This is a genomic window from Campylobacter sp. W0014, assembly GCF_020135975.1.
GTDB lineage: Bacteria > Campylobacterota > Campylobacteria > Campylobacterales > Campylobacteraceae > Campylobacter_D.
Window position 1 is genome coordinate 17,862 of the sequence record NZ_JACHTR010000020.1, and the last position, 14,947, is coordinate 32,808.

Annotated in this window: 13 protein-coding genes and 1 tRNA gene; 2 read left to right on the top strand and 12 right to left on the bottom strand. The window is 29.6% G+C overall.

The genetic code is table 11. From position 1 onward, the window contains the following. Position 1 precedes the first annotated feature (1 nt). The 12 genes from H2277_RS06815 to H2277_RS06870 are packed head-to-tail and all read right to left on the bottom strand — an operon-like array spanning position 2 to position 13,518. Positions 2–1,960 carry an N-acetylmuramoyl-L-alanine amidase gene (locus tag H2277_RS06815; protein WP_337201591.1) on the bottom strand — a complete coding sequence of 653 codons (1,959 nt, stop codon included), beginning with the start codon at positions 1,958–1,960 and terminating at the stop codon, positions 2–4. Further along, on the bottom strand, positions 1,957–3,051 hold the full coding sequence (locus tag H2277_RS06820) for a nitronate monooxygenase family protein (RefSeq protein ID WP_337201592.1): 1,095 nt from the start codon (positions 3,049–3,051) through the stop codon (positions 1,957–1,959). Before H2277_RS06820 ends, H2277_RS06815 begins: the two co-directional genes overlap by 4 nt. Then, positions 3,048–4,256 carry a tyrosine--tRNA ligase gene (tyrS, locus tag H2277_RS06825; protein ID WP_337201593.1) on the bottom strand — a complete coding sequence of 403 codons (1,209 nt, stop codon included), beginning with the start codon at positions 4,254–4,256 and terminating at the stop codon, positions 3,048–3,050. The genes H2277_RS06820 and tyrS overlap by 4 nt, the downstream gene beginning before the upstream one ends. A gap of 9 nt (positions 4,257–4,265) precedes the next feature. Next, positions 4,266–6,461, bottom strand: a complete 2,196-nt coding sequence (locus tag H2277_RS06830) for a bifunctional (p)ppGpp synthetase/guanosine-3',5'-bis(diphosphate) 3'-pyrophosphohydrolase (RefSeq protein ID WP_337201594.1) — start codon at positions 6,459–6,461, stop codon at positions 4,266–4,268. Beyond that, complete coding sequence (locus H2277_RS06835; RefSeq protein ID WP_337201595.1) at positions 6,445–6,669, bottom strand: DNA-directed RNA polymerase subunit omega; 225 nt, start codon at positions 6,667–6,669, stop codon at positions 6,445–6,447. Before H2277_RS06835 ends, H2277_RS06830 begins: the two co-directional genes overlap by 17 nt. A gap of 12 nt (positions 6,670–6,681) precedes the next feature. Continuing rightward, on the bottom strand, positions 6,682–7,401 hold the full coding sequence (gene pyrH / locus H2277_RS06840; protein ID WP_337201596.1) for a UMP kinase: 720 nt from the start codon (positions 7,399–7,401) through the stop codon (positions 6,682–6,684). A 49-nt stretch (positions 7,402–7,450) separates the two neighbouring features. Continuing rightward, complete coding sequence (locus H2277_RS06845; protein ID WP_337201597.1) at positions 7,451–8,659, bottom strand: peptidoglycan DD-metalloendopeptidase family protein; 1,209 nt, start codon at positions 8,657–8,659, stop codon at positions 7,451–7,453. Beyond that, positions 8,656–9,462: an FtsX-like permease family protein gene (locus H2277_RS06850; RefSeq protein WP_337201598.1), complete on the bottom strand. Its 807-nt coding sequence runs from the start codon at positions 9,460–9,462 to the stop codon at positions 8,656–8,658. Before H2277_RS06850 ends, H2277_RS06845 begins: the two co-directional genes overlap by 4 nt. Further along, complete coding sequence (locus H2277_RS06855) at positions 9,449–10,114, bottom strand: ABC transporter ATP-binding protein (RefSeq protein WP_337201599.1); 666 nt, start codon at positions 10,112–10,114, stop codon at positions 9,449–9,451. Before H2277_RS06855 ends, H2277_RS06850 begins: the two co-directional genes overlap by 14 nt. A 56-nt stretch (positions 10,115–10,170) precedes the next feature. Next, positions 10,171–11,370, bottom strand: coding sequence for a tRNA (guanosine(46)-N7)-methyltransferase TrmB (gene trmB / locus H2277_RS06860; RefSeq protein ID WP_337201600.1), 1,200 nt, complete (start codon positions 11,368–11,370; stop codon positions 10,171–10,173). Further along, complete coding sequence (locus H2277_RS06865; RefSeq protein ID WP_337201601.1) at positions 11,370–12,605, bottom strand: fibronectin type III domain-containing protein; 1,236 nt, start codon at positions 12,603–12,605, stop codon at positions 11,370–11,372. The genes trmB and H2277_RS06865 overlap by 1 nt, the downstream gene beginning before the upstream one ends. Beyond that, the gene (locus tag H2277_RS06870) at positions 12,550–13,518 is read right to left on the bottom strand and encodes an RluA family pseudouridine synthase (RefSeq protein ID WP_337201602.1); all 969 of its coding nucleotides are present in this window, start codon (positions 13,516–13,518) and stop codon (positions 12,550–12,552) included. Before H2277_RS06870 ends, H2277_RS06865 begins: the two co-directional genes overlap by 56 nt. Before the next feature lie 81 nt (positions 13,519–13,599). On the opposite strand from H2277_RS06870, the gene H2277_RS06875 reads away from it, so the two are divergent. Beyond that, entirely contained in the window at positions 13,600–14,691 is a 1,092-nt protein-coding gene (locus tag H2277_RS06875; RefSeq protein WP_337201603.1) for an FtsW/RodA/SpoVE family cell cycle protein, read from the top strand. Positions 14,692–14,735: 44 nt separating this feature from the next. Further along, positions 14,736–14,812: transfer RNA gene (locus H2277_RS06880), tRNA-Ile, on the top strand. Positions 14,813–14,947: the final 135 nt, after the last annotated feature.

Below are 14,947 nucleotides of genomic sequence, written 5' to 3' on the forward strand. Positions count from 1 at the left end.
TTTAGCGATTGTGATAGAAATAACTATCTACCCCATCAGCAATTCCTTTAGCCAAAATATCTTGAAAATTTTTACTTGCAATTCTTTGCCCTTCGCTTGGATGGGTGATATATCCTATTTCAATTAAAATTGCTGGCATTTGTGCTCCAACAAGAACCCAAAATGGAGCTTCTCTTACTCCGCCATCAACTATTTTGTATTTTTTTCGCGTTTGAGTTAATATATTTTTTTGCACATCAATAGCGAGCTTGTTGGATGCTACAATTTTTTCACGATTTAAAAAATTTAAAATACTTTGTTTCGAAAAATAATTGATTTCTTCAAAATCCCCTTGATTCTCTTTTTCAGCTGCTTTTTTACTTCTTTCACTTCTAGCAGGACTCAAAAAGAAAGTTTCTACTCCTTCAGCACTTTTGGCTTTTTTTGCATTAGGTGCCGCATTAGCATGAACGGAAATAAATAAATCCGCCCTTTTATCATTAGCAAATTTAGTTCTATCTCTTAAATTAATAAATTGATCAGTGCTCCTAGTATAAAGAACCCTATAACCTCTTTTTTTAAGCTCGCTTCCAAGTTTTAAAGCTGTGCTTAAAACGACATTTTTTTCTTTAAGAGTTCCTTGTTTATTGCCTAAAGCTCCACTATCTTTTCCGCCATGACCGGCATCAATAACAATGATTTTTCTTGATTTAAAATTAGAACTTAAAATATTTTTATTGTTATTATTGTTATTGTTTTTATTAGATATTTTTTTACTATCTTTTTGAAAACCCAGAGTTAAACTTTTATTCTCCAAATTTTTAGAAATATCAAATTCTTTTAGAGAGCTAAGAACAATTCTAACTGTTTTTGGATTATATTGTGTTATAGTAATATTGTTTTTGCCAAAGGTAAAATTTTTACGATTACCTTCTAAAATTCCTTTAAAACTTATAATTTGTCTGAAAAATTTTTGATCTTTGGAGCTAAAAATCGAAATTTCATCATCGCTTAAAGTATCACTTAGATTAAGTATTACTGCATTTGAAATTTTATCAACATCTAATACATACAAAGGATCTTTTCTACCTTGTTTTGGTTTTTTATCTTGAGAATTTTGTATTTTAACTGACTTAATTTCTTGTTTTTTTGGCAAATCTTTTTGCATTGTTTCCTTTTTTGCAGTTTTTAAAACAGTGCTAGACTGTTTTGAAATTTTTAATTTTTTATCATTAAAATCAAAAACAATAGGAATTCTTTCTTTAGCATAAATCACAATACGAATCGTCTTTGGATTATATTGGGAGATAACCACTCGGTAATCATCCATCTTATATTCTTTCTTTCCCCCCTCTAAAACCCCATTAAAATCACTGATATGGCGGAAATTGCCTTTTTCATCTAAAACAAAACTTTTAACATCTTTTTCATTTAAATTTGTATTTAGTTTAAGCTCGACACTTTGACTAATCTTGTTTGAGCTTAAAACATAAATTTTATCATTTTCTTTTTTTGTATCTAAGGAACTATTTTGAACCTGTGGTTTTTTTTCTACCTTTTTATTTACATCTTGATCTTTTTTTTCTTTGGAAATATTTTTTTGGCTTTGAGTTTGTGAAAAAGTAGAAATTTCAGTATTGTTTGGAGGATTATTTCTTTTTTTATCTTTTATAACAGCTTTTCTTAAAGCATTAATGCTTGATTGGCTAACTCCGCTTTCTTTTAACTCTTCTGCGTAAGATCGATCATCTAAATTTAAAATATTTGAGCTTATAATTAATCTTTTTAAAAGTTCTATCTTAGTTTTTTCATCTTCATTAATAACACTTTGAATATAAAGGCTTTTTAGCTGCTGATGAAATTTTATCTGTGCATCGGCTTTAGACGTGATAAAATTATTATCAAAATTATCAAGCTCTTTTTCATACGCTCCAAAGCAAAAATTAAAAAAAACAAAAAAGCAAAATAAAAATTTAATCATTCTTCACCATTAACAAGCTTATCGATTAATTCTTTAACACTGATTAATTTATCCAAGCGATATCCATTTGCTCCTGTAAAAAATAATCCTGTTTCTTTTTTTCCAGACCATGCATCAAAAAGTCTATCAGCTATACAATATCCAACTTTTGTAGCCTCTTTTCCTCTACCACAAGGCGCTACACAATTGCTAATACAATTTATTTTAGGCCCCATTCTTTTATCGACCAAATTAAGTAAATTAGTTCTTACACCTCTTGCAGGATATCCAACTGGAGATTTAATAAGTTCTATATCTTCTTTTTTGCAAGAAAGTAAAACATTTTTAAAATCATCGCTAGCATCACACTCAAAGGTACCGATAAAACGTGTTCCCATTTGCACTCCGCTCGCACCCAATGCGATCGCATTTTCAATATCTTTCTTATCCCAAATTCCTCCTGCTGCAATCACTGGAAATGAACCCCAATTTTTAGCTTCTTCAACCACCGGAGCGATTAATTTTTCTAATTGATAACTTGGATCAAGACATTGTTCATAGGTAAAACCTTGATGCCCTCCACTTTTTGGCCCTTCAAGCACTACAGCATCTGGCAAACGATTGTAACGATTTTGCCATCTTTTACAAATGATTTTTAAGGCCTTGGCTGACGAAACAATGGGAACTAAAGCAACATCTGGAAAATCCATAGTAAATTCTGGTAAATTTGTTGGAAGTCCCGCACCTGAAACGATAACATTAAATCCAACCTCGCAAGCATCTTTAGCAATCCTTGCATAATCATTACTTGCACAAAGTATATTACATCCCAAAGGAGCATCACCACAAACTTTTCTAGCATTATCAATCAAAGCTTGCAAGCCTTTTCTTGAGTAAAAATTCTCACTTCCATAAGGTTTAGCATTAAGCTCCTTGCTCACATAAGAACGATTTTCATAATATCCTGTTCCAACAGATGAAATAATACCGAGTCCACCATTTAAAGACACAGCTGAAGCTAATTTATCCCAACTTATACCTAAACCCATTCCTCCTTGAAAAATAGGATGTTTAATTAAATGTTTTCCTATTTGAAGAGATTTAAAACTCATTCTGTAACCTTTAATTTTGCAAATTTTCTTTTACCCATTTGTAAAATATATTCTCCAGTATTTAATTGCATTTGTTCATCATTAATTTTTTGCAAATTTACACTCACTGCATTAGCACCTATGCTTCTTCTTGCAGCAGAGGTCGAATTTTCCAATCCACACAATACTAAAGCTTTAGCTAGCCAAATACTTTCGCCTTTAAATTCAAATTCTTTAATCTCACTTGGCAAAGCATTAGCACTATGAATTCTATCAAATTCTTCTTTTGCAAATATTGCATCTTCTTTGGTATAAAAACGCTCAACAATCTCTAAAGCTAAATTTTCTTTGGCTTTTTTAGGATGTAATTTAGCATTTTTTATATCATTTTTTATATCTTCAAGTTCTTTTAAAGTTTTTTGACTTAAAAGCTCATAATATCTAAACATCAACTCGTCGCTAATGCTTAGAATTTTAGCATACATATCATTAGGCTTTTCTGTAACACCTATATAATTATTTAAACTTTTGCTCATTTTATTAATACCATCTAATCCTTCTAAAAGAGGCATCATTATCACCGCTTGTTCTTTGCTTGTATTGTAAATTCTTTGAAGATGTCTACCCATTAAAAGATTAAATTTTTGATCAGTTCCACCCATTTCTATATCACTTTTTAAGAAAACACTATCATAGCCTTGAAGTAAAGGATATAAAAATTCACAAATACTAATAGAATTTTGCTCTTTAAAGCGTTTTGTAAAATCATCACGTTCAAGCATTCTTGCTACACTAAAGGTTGAAGTAAGCTCTACTAAACCACTAGCTCCAAGTTCATTAAGCCAAACAGAGTTAAATTTGATCTGCGTTTTTTCTTTATCTAAAATTTTAAAAACTTGTTTTTCATAAGTTTTCGCATTGATTAAAACCTGCTCTTTATCTAATTTTTTTCTTGTAGCATTTTTACCACTTGGATCTCCAATTTGACCTGTAAAATCACCGATTAAAAATTGTACTATAGCTCCATGTTTTTGCAAAAAAGCCATTTTATTTAAAACCACGCTATGCCCTAAATGCAAATCAGGTGCTGTAGGATCAAAACCGGCTTTAACGAAAAAATTTTCACCCTTTTCATAATAATTTTTTATTAATGATTCTATTTTTTCTTCATCGATGATCTCTGCACACCCTCTTTTAATTTCAGCTAAAATATCTTTAATATTCATTTTTATCCTTTAACTTTCTTTATAAGCATCATTTAAAGATACAAAATCTAAAATTTTGCAATGAATTTTTAATCTCTCGCGAACACTGTCTGGATTTATATTTTCCGGTATTTCTATTGTTATTTCAAAATAATCCACGGTTGAATTTATATCTTTTGCTAAATTGATCGTCAATAAATTAATTTGCATTTTAGCTAAAACTGCTAAAAACTCTGCTAAAATTCCCTTTTTATTTTCTAAAGAAAAAAGAAGTTTATAAGATTTTGGTATATTCGAATCCCATTTGATAAAAACCATATCTCTTTTTTTCTCTATCATTTTTTCTGCTCTATCACAAAGCTTATGATGCACAATAGCATTTCCACGCTCTACAAAAGCAACTACTGTATCACCTCTTTTAGGATGGCAACAATAGTCAAAATCTACATTGGCTATTTTTCGATTAGAGTAGATTAAGAAATTTCCTATATTGTATTCTTGAATTTCATATTTATCAAACCAATAAGATTTTTTTGCATATTTTTTAAGTCCATTGACAATATCTTTAAGATACGTATTATCATTGGCTACTTCTCGTATGCGTCTTCCTAAATTTTCCTTTTCTATCCAAGCTTCTATTTTATTTTTATCCACACCAAAAACAAAACTAAGCATATTAATAGCACTTGCAAGATTAATTTCTCTCATTTTTTGCTTACAAAATTCTCTAATACTAGCTTTAGCTTTTCCTGTTTTAACACTATCAATCCACGAACAACGATAAAATTTATCTTCACTCGTTACAACTCGGACAATATCTCCATTTTTTAATTCTGTAAGCAAAGGAACTTTAACCCGATTAACATAGGCGCTTTTTGCATGAAGTCCAATTTTAGTATGCACTTCATAAGCAAAATCAAGAACTGTTGCACCTCTAGGCAAAGTAAAAATCTCTCCTTTTGGAGAATATACGGCTACATCTTCTACATAAAGACTATCTTTGGCGTATTCATAAAGTTCAATAGCATTATAATCTTCAGCATTTTGAGGATTATTGGCGCTTTGTATTGAAATATCGGTTAGCCAATCTAGATTTGGCGCAGCAACGCTACCATCTTCTTTATATTTCCAATGAGCAGCAATTCCAAATTCTGCAATTTTATGCATATCAAAAGTTCTAATTTGTGCTTCGATAATATTTTTTATATCAAAAAGTGTTGTATGTATTGTTTGATATCCGTTTTGCTTTGGTAAAGCTATATAGTCTTTAAAACGAGAAATTAAAGGATTGAAATTTGTATGTAAAATTCCTAAAGCCAAATAACAATCACTCACTTTTTCAACTAAAATCCTTACGCCCAACAAATCAAGCACTTCTTCTATACCTATGCCTTTTCTTTGCATTTTAAGATAAATAGAGTAACTATGTTTAATGCGTTTTTGAATTTTAAAACTTTCTTGCCTGAAACCATTGCTCAAAAATAAAATTTCTATTTTTGAAATAAATTCATTAAGTCCTAATTGCATTTGCTGATCATTAGAATTAATATAATTTTCTATTATATTATATTCATCAGGCATCAAATATTTAAAACTTAAGTCTTCTAAGTAATTCTTAATGCTAGAAATTCCAAGCCTGTGAGCTATAGGAGCATAAACAACTAGAGTTTCCTCGCTAATTCTTTTTTGCTTATCCTCCCTTAAGGCATCCAAGGTTAGCATATTGTGCAGTCTATCGCAAAGTTTTACAATTAGGACACACACATCTTGGGTGCTAGCTAAAAGCATATTTCTAAATGTTAAAGCAGATTTGGTTAATTTTTTTTTCGATTTTGAAGGAATGAGATTATCTTCTCTAATTTCTATTATTTTGGTTAATCCCAAAACTAATTTTAAAACATCATGTCCAAAGGCTTCGCTTAATTCTTCTTCCGTGCATTTAGTATCTTCGATAATATCATGCAAAAGAGCTGCCAAAATAGCGGCTTTATTGTCACTCAAAAAGCCAACCAAAGTAGCCACTAAAATAGGATGTATAGCATAAGGCTCACCGCTTTTTCTCACTTGTCCTTCATGATAAAATACGCAGTATTCTACTGCTTTTTCTAAAGTAGAATCACTTTCACAAATGCAAAAAAGAAGTTCTTTTGCTCTTGTTAAATCCTTGCAATTTTTAACATCATCAATGAGTTTTTCTAATAACAAATCCTCATCGATCGGTCTCACCTAAACCCTCTAAAGTGATTTTATCTTCTGCTATTTCAAATAAAGCAATATCAGCAAATTTTAATTTACTTTTATCGATATCAACCAAAGGTATAGCTCCATCAGCTAATTGTTCTGCTCTTTTAGCTACCGCTAAAGATAAGCGATAACGATCATCTCCCATTTTCTTTAGAGCTTTTGCTGCTATCTCTTCTATTCTACAATCCATTTATTTCCTCCTTTATTGATTTTTAACTATAGAGCAAAGGCTTGTATCGCCTTGTATAATTTTTAATAAATTACCTTCTTCAAACATATTGCAAACCACTATTGGTAAGGAATTATCTTTGGCTAAAGCAATAGCTGTATCATCCATAACTTTAATATTATCTTGCATAGCCTCATCATAAGTTAAAGTTTGCAAAAATACCGCATCATCAAATTTGTTTGGATCTTTATCATAAACACCATTAACTTTTGTTGCTTTTATAACCATATGTGCATTAATTTCTACTGCTCTTAAAATAGCTGTAGTATCGGTTGTAAAATAAGGATTTCCAGTTCCAGCAGCAAAAATCACCACTCGACCTTTTTCTAAATGTCTGTGTGCTCTTCTCATAATATAAGTTTCACAGAATGCTTCCATTTGTATCGCACTTTGGACTCTAACATCTAGTCCAGAACTTTCCAAAGCTTCCTGAATCGCAATAGCATTAATCACAGTAGCAAGCATACCCATATGATCCCCACTTGTACGCTTAATGAGTCCACCTTTAGCCACAGAAACACCTCTAATAATGTTTCCACCACCTATTACTATACCTACTTCTATATTATTTTTTACTAATTCTTTAATTTCATTGGCAATAAATTTTAAAATAGAATTTTCAATTCCAAAACCATTTTCTCCGGCTAAAGCTTCGCCTGAAAATTTGACCAAAACTCTTTTTTTATCTTGCATAATCTCTCCTTAATCTATGAAATTATAGTTTAAAGTGAATTAAAATTAGCTAATTTAAACTGATCAGCTCCAAAGGATTGATATGAAAATTTTTTTGAGTAACTTCAAAGGTTAAATCATTTTTAATTCTACCTACTATAGCACCTTTTTTAATATTTTTTCCTACTTTAATATTTGGAGCTATTTTATCAAGATGTGCGTAAATCGTATGTATTCCATCATCATGCTCCACAATAACAACGCGTGCTAGCATACTCGTATCTTTTGCAAAAACCACTTTACCATTTAAGACATTTTTAACCACAGCATCAGATTTTTTACTTTTTAAAACAACACTTTCATTGAAAATTTTAATATTATAAACTGGATCAATATAATTTCCAAATTTTTGCTTAACAGTAAAAGAATCCAAAGGTGCTATTGTTTTCTTTCCCGTATAGCGCTTGATCACACCGCCTTGATAACTTGAACCAAGTTGGCGAATTTTTTGATTATTATTTGCAATTTTTGAATTATTAATCGATGATTTTTCCTGTTCTTTTTCTTCCTGTTTTCTTTGTATTATTCTTAATTGATCAAGAGTTTTTCTTAATTCATCTTGTTGAGCTTGTAAATCCTCAAGTTTTTTAACATAAATTGCACGATCTGTTTTTTGTCTATTGATCTGATCAATTTGTTTTTTTCTTAAATCTTGAAGTTTAACAATCTGCACATTATAATCTTTTAAATTATCATTGATTTTTTGAATCTGCGTCTGTTTATCATCAATCATTTTGCTAACATCTTCATAATCTTTAGAAAGTTTAAAAATCTCATTACTTAAAACTTTGTCTAAATTTCCCAAAATTTCAAAGGCCATAAAACTTTCTTTACCCTCAACATAACCTTGTGGTATAGGCAAATCATAAGCAAAATCTTTGGCCATCAAAGCGATTAATTTTCCTTCCATATTTGCCCTAGTTTTTAAAAGATCGCCATTTTGAGTTGTCAGTAAATTAAGCTCTTTATATTGGGCTTTTGCACTTTCTTCAAGTTTAGCAGTTTGAGAATTAAGCGTTTGGATTTGCGAACTTAAATCTTTTAAAGTTTTTTCTCCACTTAATATATCGCTTGCTAAATCTTCAAGTTTTTTATTTAGTTGTTGCTGTATGCGTTTATTTTCTTCTAAATTTTTTGCTTTCTCATTTATAGCATTTGCATAAATTATTCCAAAAGCTAAAAAAAGAAATAAAAAGATAGAAAAAATCCTTTTTATCATTTTTTAACCCTAAACATCACAGAATTGACAAACAATAAACATACAAATAAAGTAGCTAAAAAAATCAAACTAAGCTGTAAAACAAAATTGATTGGGGGCAATATAATATCCACTGCTTTTAAATGATTTTGTATAATTTCAAGATCATAAATTTGCGTAAAAAATATCAATAAAATAATAAAAGCGATCAAACAATCCATAAATACAATCTTATAAAGCATAAAAGATCTAAACCAAAATGGTGCTCCAAAAAGACACATGATTTCCACGCGTTCTGTATGCTCAAAAAGCCAAATTCTCATTTGTTTTAAGAATAAAACAAAAGAAAGAACGATAATAATAAATAAAAATAACCAAAATACAAATTTCATTAAAACAAGCAAAGAATAAACCTTATCGTGTGTTTTAGCAAAGGTTTCAATTTTGCTAATACCCGAAATGGTTAAAAGTTGATTTTTAATCTTATCAAGCTCATTTTGAGTAGGTAAATGGTTTAATTTTATGCTGTAAAATTTAGGTAAAGAATTTTTCAATGCTTTTAAATTTTTATCTGAAATATCATTTTTTAAACGTTCAATTAAATTTTTTGGATCCAAAATTTCCAAACTAGAAAAAGAAGGAATTTTAGTTTTAATAACATTTTTATCAAGCTCATTAGAACTCACAACTATAATATTATAATCCTTATTTGCCAACTCTTCATAATATTTTAAAGTCGAATTAGTAAGCAAAATAAACTCAAATGCAAACATCATAAAAAGTAAAGGTAAAATTAAAGATAAATGTGTTCTAAAAAATTTCATTCATTGTTCCATTCTCTATATTAAAACGACGATAATTCAATCTCAAATTAACCGGTATTCTATGAGTAACTACAACCACACAAGTTCCCAAAAGTTCTCTAGCTGACTTTAAAAGTGTCCAAATGATATCTGAAGAATATTCATCCAAATTTCCCGTAGGCTCATCACACAATAAAAGCTTAGGGTTATGCGCTAAAGCTCTAGCCATAGCTACACGCTGCTGCTCTCCTCCACTTAATTGATTAGGTAATTTATCGGCTTTAAAGGTTAGATTAACATGCTTTAAAAGTTTATTTGCTTGATCTTGACAAACCTTTTTACTATATCCTTTAATCATCAAAGGAAGCATAACATTTTTTTCAACGGTATATTCTTGTATAAGTCTATAATCTTGAAAAATAATGCCTATTCTTTGACGTAATTTTAAAAGATCTAAATTACCTATTTTTTTCATCGAAGAACCGCAAACTTGGAGCTGCCCTGAAAGAAGTTCTAAGTCTCCATAAAAAGATTTCAAAAGCGTACTTTTTCCACTTCCACTTTTTCCTGTAATAAAAACAAAATCATCATCTTTAAAAGTAAAACTCGCTTCTTTGATAACCAATTCATCATAGCCTAAAGAAAGTTTATTTGCTTGAATTAAATCAGGCATTTTTATTCCTCTTCAATTTTCAAATTTTTTAATTATGCTTTGTTTTTACTTAAATTTCAAGAAAATAACGCGATATCAAAATGAAATTTAAGCACCTTTTTTAATTTTTCCATTGCTTTTAAATTTTCTTTAATTTTAAAAGGTTTTTTAAATAAAAATTCTATTTTTTCACCCAAGTAAATATAACTATGTTCAGGTTTATTAAAAGCACCAAAAGCTATTTTAAAAATCAAACCTTCTTTTGCATGATATAAATTTTCAAAATGTAAAAAATAATCATCTCCTTTTAAAGTTAAATTCTTAAAATTTTTCTCTAAAAGAATTAAATCATTTGCATTAAATGTTATATTAGAAAAATCAAAATCATCTAAATTTAGCTCATCATAAACACCATCTAAATTCCACACCCAAAGATCAAAAATATCTTTATTTTGTCTTTTCCATCTGTCTTCATATTTGCTTGAAATTTCAAGGTCTTCATTTTTCTTAAGGCTAAATTTTGGAGTGCTAAAATGTAAAAATTGCTTAAGCGTAAAATCAAAATATTCATAACTATCCGTTCTAAGCTCAAACCTCCCATTTTTTTCTAAAACTCTAGCACATTCTTGACAAAAATTTTTCGCAATAACACGTCTATGTGGTTTTTTATCCCAAGGAACTGGAAAATGTAAAAAAATTTTTTCTATAGAATTTGACTCAAGTACGCTAAGTAAAAGCCTTGCATCGCTTTGTATTAGTACAATATTGCTTAAATTTTGACTCTTTGCCAATTTAGCCACTTGAGTGATAGCTGGATTATAAATTTCAACTCCTATCATTAAAACATCTGGATTATTTTTAGCTTGATAAAGCAAATGTCTGCCTGATCCAAAACCTATTTCAATATAAATTTTCCCTTTAATTTTCGATAATAATTGATCAAAATCATATGCAATTAAAGAAGTTTTTTCAATCAATGCATTGTGTTTAAATGCAAAAGCTTCATTAATAATATCTTCATGATTGCAAAAATAATCTTTAAAAATCTGTAAAGATTTTTGCAAATAAGCTATTTTTGATGGTTTAGTATGCTTATCACCCTTGATAACAAAACTACTATCCTTTTCTTTTTTAACCTGTAAAAAGAAACTCTCTTCATTTACTTTAGTATATATTAAAATAATATTATTATTTTCAGCCATCCATTCTAATTCTACCTCGTCTTTTTTGAAAGGTAGAATCAGCTCTTTAATTTTTTTAACTTTGAAATTTGGCACTATTGTGCTGCCTTAACTCTTTTTGAAGGCTCTGAACGCAACCCAGCAGAATCAATTGCGATAACCTCATAACTGTATTCTACTCCTGGTAAAGCTTTAATATCTTTTAATTGTTTTTCTTTGACACCTTTAAAAATAGCATTTTGTTCTCCGCCATAGCGTCTAACTTCATATTCTACAGCTCTAGAATCCCCATCAATCCATTCAAGATTAATCCCCTCAGGTGTGCTTTGAGCTAGGATAATACTTGGAGAAGAAGGAATACCTAAGGTTTTTCCCTCAACCCCATTTTTTGGCATAGGACTTTCTAAACCATCTACATCAACCATAGTTACTTTATAGTATTTAGTTTCATCTGAACCCTCAACTAAATCTTCATAAGAATTTTTATCTGTTTTAGCAATGAGGGTATAAGGGAGAAAACTTGAACTCGTAGAATAAACTTTATAATAAGAAAAATCTTTATAAGCAGGTGCATCCCATGTTAAAATTATTTTATTAGAAGCATCTGAACTAGCATTTAAATTTTGCACCTCTGGCGGCAAAGCTTTACTTGTAGAATTCAAAACTTGACTTGGCTCACTTTTGATTCCATCAAAACTTACAGCAATAATTTGATAATTAAAATTTTCATTGGGTTTTAAATCTTTGTCTATATACTCTGCACTTAAACGATTTTTAACTTCGGCGATTTTTTTAAAATTATCTTCATTGCTTTTTGATCTTTCGATGATATAAGAATTGACTCTTAAATCAGGGTGAGGACGCCAGATTAATTTAATACGATTTGGTAAATTAGTTATAGCTTGAACAAAAGGAATAGCCTCAAGTCTTGGCATGGTGCTTGCTTCAAAAATTTTTCCATCTTCTGAAGGATGTCCTTGATTATCGAAACTTCTCATTTTATAATAATATTTTGTATTAGGCTTAAGATTTGTATCTACATAATGAGTTTGAAATTTATCTTTGATAGTCGCTACAAGTTTAAATTGAGGATCTTCATCACTAGAGCGGTATAAATAAAAACCTTGTATATTATCATCATACAAAGGCTCCCACTCAAAAGCTATATTACTCATATCGCTAAGAGTTTTAACATCATCCATCTTAGGCAAACTCTCATTAATCAATACTTCTTTACTGGACTCAGTGTTTGAAACTTGCGAAACACTACAAGCACTAAATAAAAGAATCAAAACGCTTAAGCAAAGACTCAAGTGAAATTTTTTCATCAATCTCTCCTAAAATAAATTTATTGTTTAAGATCTCTTTAAAATCCTCCATCAAAGGAGCTTTAACAAAAATTGTTTCCTTTTTTTTAGGGTGAACAAAATATAAAAAATAAGCATGAAGCATCACCCTACCTTCATATTTTCCTCTATAACCATATAATTTATCGCCTAAAATATGACGATTTATACTCGCTAAATGCGCCCTTATTTGATGTGTTCTACCTGTAAAAAGTTTTGCAGCGATTAAATTAACATCCTCACTTGCGATTAAGTTAATAAAAGCACTTTTAGCATACTTACTCCCTTTAGTATTATCATCCACTACTATTTTTTTTATAGCATTTGTTTGAGATCTGGCTAAAGACTTTTCAATTATAATTTTATCGTCTTTTAGTGACAAATCAATTAATGCTAAATAAATTCTTCCCATAGTTTTATTGCTCAATTGTTCACTAAGCTTTTGATGAGTGAAATTATTTTTAGCTATAAGTATAGCTCCGCTTGTGTCCTTATCAAGTCTATGAACAAGCCCTGCTCGAATTTCCCCGCCTAAATTAGATAGAGTATAATTTTTCGCAAGCAGCCAATCCACCAAAGTCAAATCCTTAACACTACTTGCCCCATGCACCACCAAATTTGAAGGCTTATTTAAAACAAGCAAATCCTCATCTTCATATAAAATTTCTATATCAAAATTCACATCAAAAGACTTTTTTTCTTTACGCTCTAAAGAAGGAAGTTCTACGCAAATTTCATCGCCAATTTTTAATTTAAATGAATTTTTATTTTGAATTTGGCTATTAACTTTTACGCATTTTTTTTCTATAAGCAATGCTACTTGATTACGACTTTGTTTTAATATTTTTGCTAAAAAAATATCTAATCTTAAATTTTCATCCACTAAAAAAGTTTGCATTTTTTCCTAAATTATCTCATTAGATTTAAAATCTTGTTCTATAATTATAATTTTAATATTTATAGTTTAAAAAGGCAAATTTTGTTTATATTGGATAGAAGAATATTAACACATTTTGATTATATGCAACCTATATTATTCACACCCATTATACTTCTTTCCTTTTTTTTAATTTTTGAAGCTCATGCTTTATTAGCAGAAAAACAATTTGTCTATACTTGTGTCGGCATACTCGCTTTTTTTATCTTTTTCTTTATCCCTATTCGGAAACTAATTTGGCTTATTCCTGTAGCCTATTTTATAAATATTTTTCTACTTTTAAGCGTTGATATTTTCGGGGTTGCAAAACTGGGAGCAAAAAGATGGCTAGAAATTCCTTTTACACAATTTACAATACAGCCTTCAGAAATTTTTAAACCAAGTTTTATTTTAATGCTTGCTTATTTGATTTATCAAAATCCTCCGCCACAAAATGGTTACAAACTCAAAGAATTTGCAAAAATCAGTTTTTTTATTATTTTGCCTTTTTTATTGATAGCAAAGGAACCTGATTTAGGCAGTGCAACCGTATTATTAATTGTTGGCTTTGGAGTGCTTTTTATCATGGGAGTCCATTATAAAATTTGGTTGAGTATTATTCTTGTTATAAGCATTAGTTCGCCTATAATCTATACACATTTTTTAAAACCTTACCAAAAACAAAGAATTCATGATTTTATAGCAGAAAAACCGAGCTATCAAGTCGCTCAATCTATGATAGCTATAGGCAATGGCGGCCTTACTGGCAAATCAGAAGATGAGGCTACTCAAACACATTTTAATTTTCTACCTATATCTACAAGTGATTTTATTTTCGCTTATTTGGTAGAAAGATTTGGATTTTTAGGCGGATTGGTTTTAATCTTATTATATATCTTGCTTATTTTTCACCTTTTAAGTCTTAATAATAAGCTTAAAAATGACTATTTTACCCGAGTGGTGGTTAATTGCGTCGCCTTATTTATTTTTATTTACGTTGCTGTAAATATTTCTATGACCATAGGTTTTGCTCCAGTTGTTGGAATTCCATTGCCTTTCTTTAGCTATGGCGGAAGTTCTTTCACTATTTTTATGATCTTTTTTGGAATACTGCAACATCTTATCACATTCAGATATTTTTGGATAGATAAATAAAATATTTTTAAGCAAAAATAAGTTATAATTCTCCCTTTTAAAATGGATTTATAGCTCAGTTGGTTAGAGCAACCGGCTCATAACCGGTTGGTCGCAGGTTCGAGTCCTGCTAAATCCACCACTTCTAATAAAATTTTTACTGATTCTTAAAATATCCCCAAAGATTTAAAACAAACTTGACTAACATTAAGAATGCAAATTTGTCCTCTATAACACTTTAAAGCCCATTAAATAAAAAGTAGATTAAACTAATCTA

Excerpts from the sequence above, each read along its gene's own strand:
- H2277_RS06815 (WP_337201591.1), bottom strand. The coding sequence starts at position 1,960 with ATGATTAAATTTTTATTTTGCTTTTTTGTTTTTTTTAATTTTTGCTTT.
- H2277_RS06820 (WP_337201592.1), bottom strand. The coding sequence starts at position 3,051 with ATGAGTTTTAAATCTCTTCAAATAGGAAAACATTTAATTAAACATCCT.
- tyrS (WP_337201593.1), bottom strand. The coding sequence starts at position 4,256 with ATGAATATTAAAGATATTTTAGCTGAAATTAAAAGAGGGTGTGCAGAG.
- H2277_RS06835 (WP_337201595.1), bottom strand. The coding sequence starts at position 6,669 with ATGGATTGTAGAATAGAAGAGATAGCAGCAAAAGCTCTAAAGAAAATG.
- pyrH (WP_337201596.1), bottom strand. The coding sequence starts at position 7,401 with ATGCAAGATAAAAAAAGAGTTTTGGTCAAATTTTCAGGCGAAGCTTTA.
- H2277_RS06845 (WP_337201597.1), bottom strand. The coding sequence starts at position 8,659 with ATGATAAAAAGGATTTTTTCTATCTTTTTATTTCTTTTTTTAGCTTTT.
- H2277_RS06850 (WP_337201598.1), bottom strand. The coding sequence starts at position 9,462 with ATGAAATTTTTTAGAACACATTTATCTTTAATTTTACCTTTACTTTTT.
- H2277_RS06855 (WP_337201599.1), bottom strand. The coding sequence starts at position 10,114 with ATGCCTGATTTAATTCAAGCAAATAAACTTTCTTTAGGCTATGATGAA.
- H2277_RS06870 (WP_337201602.1), bottom strand. The coding sequence starts at position 13,518 with ATGCAAACTTTTTTAGTGGATGAAAATTTAAGATTAGATATTTTTTTA.